3 protein-coding genes and 1 pseudogene are annotated in these 4,380 nt (G+C 56.1%); 1 reads left to right on the forward strand and 3 read right to left on the reverse strand.

Annotation, left to right across the window (positions count from 1 at the left end; all coding sequences use genetic code 11):
• Positions 1–575 precede the first annotated feature (575 nt).
• The 3 genes and pseudogenes from AC07M7_RS21050 to AC07M7_RS21060 form a co-directional block, all read right to left on the reverse strand.
• A pseudogene (locus AC07M7_RS21050) lies at positions 576–858 on the reverse strand (transposase); the annotation flags it as partial.
• A 79-nt stretch (positions 859–937) separates the two neighbouring features.
• Positions 938–2,209 carry an ATP-binding protein gene (locus tag AC07M7_RS21055; protein WP_495208215.1) on the reverse strand — a complete coding sequence of 424 codons (1,272 nt, stop codon included), beginning with the start codon at positions 2,207–2,209 and terminating at the stop codon, positions 938–940.
• Between the two features lie 49 nt (positions 2,210–2,258).
• Positions 2,259–2,984: a response regulator gene (locus tag AC07M7_RS21060; protein ID WP_495208216.1), complete on the reverse strand. Its 726-nt coding sequence runs from the start codon at positions 2,982–2,984 to the stop codon at positions 2,259–2,261.
• Positions 2,985–4,120: 1,136 nt separating this feature from the next.
• Between AC07M7_RS21060 and AC07M7_RS21065 the strand changes: the two genes are divergently transcribed.
• The coding region (locus AC07M7_RS21065) for a fimbrial protein (RefSeq protein ID WP_495208217.1) at positions 4,121–4,380 on the forward strand (260 nt) is incomplete at its 3' end.

Raw genomic sequence — 4,380 nt, forward strand, 5'->3', positions numbered from 1 at the left:
TTGGTCCGCTCACCATGGCGGAGATCAACGCTCGCAGCTGGATCACTCGGCTGCTGGGCATGGATGGGAATACGTCTTTACCCATGAAGTACCGCCTCACGGTTGCACGCCTGTTACACAGGCCAAAATGCACAGCCGGCAGGCTTCAACATTGGCCTGTCAAACCTCAGAGTCCTGAGATAAACATCACAGAAGGTAGATAGAGGCCGTCATCTGTGTCGATCATCGACGATGTTCAGCCCGATGACGCCGTCCAGATCATTTGGCGTCGGTTTCCGGCGACGGCTGCTCCGGCTGCGGCGCGGCCGGCAATGCCGTAAAGACAGGCCTTCTTCCTTGTAGATGCGATGCACGCGCTTGGGGTTATCCCGCCAGCCGTCCCGGCGCAGCATCACCTGTACGCGCTCACAGCCCTAGTGAATCCGCGTCTGAACAATCTCATGCATCCGCCGGCGGATAGCACTACTGTCACGCGCCTTGGGCGTGTAGGGAAACGCCGAGCGCGACATCGACACGATCCGCAGCGCACACCGCTCACTACTTCCAAATCGCTCCTGCAGCCGCCCCACCCAGGCACGCTTCTGGGCAGGCCTCAGAGCTTTTTTTGACCACCTCCTGCAGCATCGCCTTGTCCAGGCTCAGGTCGGCCACCAACTGCTTGAGCTTGCGGTTTTCCTCCTCCAGCAAGCGCAGCCGTCTGAGCTCGGGCGGCCCCAGCCCGCCCTACTTCTTGCGCCACACATAGAACGTCGCCTCCGCAATGCCCATCTTGCGGCACACCTCACTGACCGCCATCCCCAGCTCGACCTGCTTGAGCGCACTGGCAATCTGCTCATCGGTAAATCGGGACTTCTTCATCGCCTGATTCCTCGTGATCCACGGGGCCCATGCGGGGTGAAGTCTCTACTTTACGCTGGCTCGGTTTTTCGGGGGTGGGTCAAGGCGCTGACAGGGTGATGCGTGCCTCTAGGCCACCAGCTTCTCGATTCAGTATCAGTAAAGAGCCGCCATTAAGTATCAGCAGCTGCTCAACAATGGTGAGCCCTAGTCCCAGCCCTCCCATTGACTCGGATTTTTCGTCAGGTTCGAAGCGTTCCGGTACGCGTGTATTGTCAGTGATGCCCGGCCCACGGTCCAACACGGCGATATGGACGCCATCACGATCACGCCATGATCGCACCTCTAAACCACTGCCGGCATACTTTGACGCGTTATCCATCAGATTCTGTAGTACACGCTGCATCGCCACCGGACGCACCGATATGTGTGGAAGCTCCTGCAATTGCAAGATGAATGGATGGTCGTCCGCCTCAAATTCAGCCGCGACTTGCCTAATCAGTAAGTTCAGATCGCACCTGCACTTCTGTTCACCGCCCTCGCCGCGGCCGAAATGCAGAAACTGATCGACGATAGAATCGATCTGCCGGATACAGTGCGACGCCATCACTTCGCACTCGCCTCCTTGCAGGGCTAAAGCGATACGCAGACGAGCCAGTGGTGTGCGGATATCATGCGAAATGCCAGCCAGCATCAGCGTATGCTGGGCTTCCGTCTCCGCAAGACTGTTCACCATGGAGTTGAACTGTCTGGCCACGTCGGCCAGCTCGCTGGTTGAATAGAGTGGAAGCTGCACCTCTCGACGACCATCAGCCAGTGCACGGGCGGCTGTTGTGATGTCGCGCAGCGGTCGTTGAACGCGGCGCTGTATCAGCACTGCGGTGATCGTGGCGAGAGCAGTTAAACCGAAAGCCAGTCCAAGCGACAGCATAAGCAACTTGAGGTTGTTCGGGGCCATGCTGGGCTTGCCGACAAACCAGGTGGGCACTCCCCCAACATTGAGCTGCATCCAGATGGCGATTACATTTCCAAGCTTGTCACAGCTCCACCGAAAAGGAATGTCAGGCGCTAGGGAGCGCCGCATTCTTTCTGCGGAGAACAACGCAAGCCGGAGACTGGATGATGATGCGCCACTTGGCAATGGCGGGGGTGCGTTGACAGCTTTCCATCCATGCCGTTCAACGTCCGCCAGGGCTTGTTCGCGCAAAGTCGGATCAACGTGCGACAATACGGTGTTCACCAACTTTGCCTGATCGACCAGTGTATTGGACGCATTGATCATACTCTCCCGAAAGATCAGCAAATGAACCGCTAATACACCCATGTAGATGATGGTTGCCATCCCGACCAGAATCAGCGTGTTCTGCAGCATGAGTGAGCGTGGCCGCATTTGTGATCGACGCACATGCGCTGAAGATTGATCAATCACGGCAGTCGTCCGGCACGAACACATACCCCAACCCCCACACTGTACGCAGGTAAACAGGTGCGCGTGAGTCTTTCTCCAGCTTTCGGCGCAAGCGAGATACTTGCACATCGATACTGCGATCGGACGCTTCGGTTCCCACACCCTTCAAACGATCCAATAGGTGGTCGCGACTCAAGGGCCGGCGTGGATGGGCAAGGAAGATTCTCAGTAATTGAAATTCGGTTCCGGTCAGTGGAACGACTTCTCCATTGTGCTGTAGCTCCATACGAGACAGGCTGACACTGAAGGGCCCGAAAACAAGACTCTCATCCACCGCCCATGCCGTATCCGTGTGAATCATCTGTTGGCGACGGCGTAGTGCGTTGATTCGTGCGATCAGCTCTCTCGGATCGAATGGTTTGCCCAAGTAGTCATCCGCGCCCATCTCAAAGCCGACGATCCGGTCGGCGGTATCATGATGGGCAGTCAGCATCATGATAGGAATCGTCTGCCCGGTCACTCTAAGTCGGCGGCAGATCGACAATCCATCTTCGCGAGGCAAGTTGATATCCAGCAGCAGCACGTCATACGGCTTACGGCGCAGCATATCGTCTAAATGGCTTGGATCAGCAATGGCCTGCACGCTATAGCCTCGATCGCTCAGATAGCGGCGGAGCATGTTGCGCATATCAGGGTCATCCTCGACCAGCAGTACACGGGGCATTACCGAAGCAGGCATCTGTATTCCTTTTTGCGATGCATGAAATCCCTCGACTATGTTCGTCACAGTGACGCAGCCCGATTAAGGCTTCACTTCCACGCATCAGATGCAATCCGAAGGCACTTGATACTCTGCCAGAGCGAGACCGAGGAGAGGGTGAAGATTGTGCCCAAAGCTAGCCTAGCAGCGCCCAGCTCTTTGAAGCAGATGTTTGTTCGTGCTCTTATCGAATCCGCCGCAGGCCGGCTGTCGACGTTCCGCAATCGCACGTGCTCGCAGTAGAGGCGATGGATCTCTTCACTCTCCGGCATGGCTGTGCATCACGATGCGAATCCTTTGACTGCGTGCAAGAGGCTGCAGGCGATGTAGTCATCAACGGGGATACAGCTTCACCTGCCTCATTCCGGTTCGATATCAGCTCCAGTGCTCTCGCGGCATCGATGGCTTCAACACGGGGCTCATCGAAGCATTCATGAGCTGGGTTTCGTCGATCGTGCATTGCACTTTTATTATCCCCGCTCCCTCGTCCTACGCACCGATGCTCAAGGACGTCGGGTATACGGTCACTTTGGCCTTGACCTACACGACTGCAAACGCCGGCGCGCACTCTGCCTTTCTGCAGAGCGCCGTCATAGATGCATCGCTCGATGTTCATAATTTCAATTCTATGCCCCGTTGCTGACTTAGGACCAAGACTAGTTGTCATGGCCAGGAGGCGCATCAAATTTATTGTTAATAGATATGACAATTATTTCAGTTAGAAACACGGCCGCTCGATGAGAGTGTAGATCAAAGCCAGTCTGGAAATCTCTGCAGTGCAATGTAGGTTTTACGCAATAGAAGTCGCGAACGGCGCTTTGAGATCTATTGCGGAGTGATCGCATGACAGAACTGTAGCGTGATCGCTGTGAGGCCTTCTTTCTTGCAAGGCTGCGTGCGCAGTGTCGGTCACCAGTATCTGCTCCCGCAATTTTCTGAAATCAGCCGCAACATACGCACGTCTGCCCGAAATTGATTAGCAACGCTTCGGCTCGATACTAGTGTTCGAGCTGAGTGCTTTAGGTGGCCTGAGACTGGCCATACGGAAGGCCGCACTCCTTCCCTGCATCCTTTGCTCACTTAAGTCCACTTTCTCTTAGCAGGGTTTTACATAAATGCACAAGAACAACCTTATTGCCGTTCTGATGCTGGCCGCCGCTCCGCTGGCCGCCAATGCCGCCGATGGCACCATCACCTTCAATGGCAAGGTGACCGACAAGACCTGCACCATCTCGACCCCGGGCGGCAAGGACTTCGCCGTCAACCTGCCGACCGTGCCCAAGAACACCCTGGCCAACGCCGGTGCCGTTGCGGGTCGTACCCCGTTCGCGATCAACCTGACCAAGTGCAGCGCCGGCAACGTCGCGACCTACTT

This window comes from Stenotrophomonas sp. GW821-FHT09E08, from assembly GCF_059416125.1.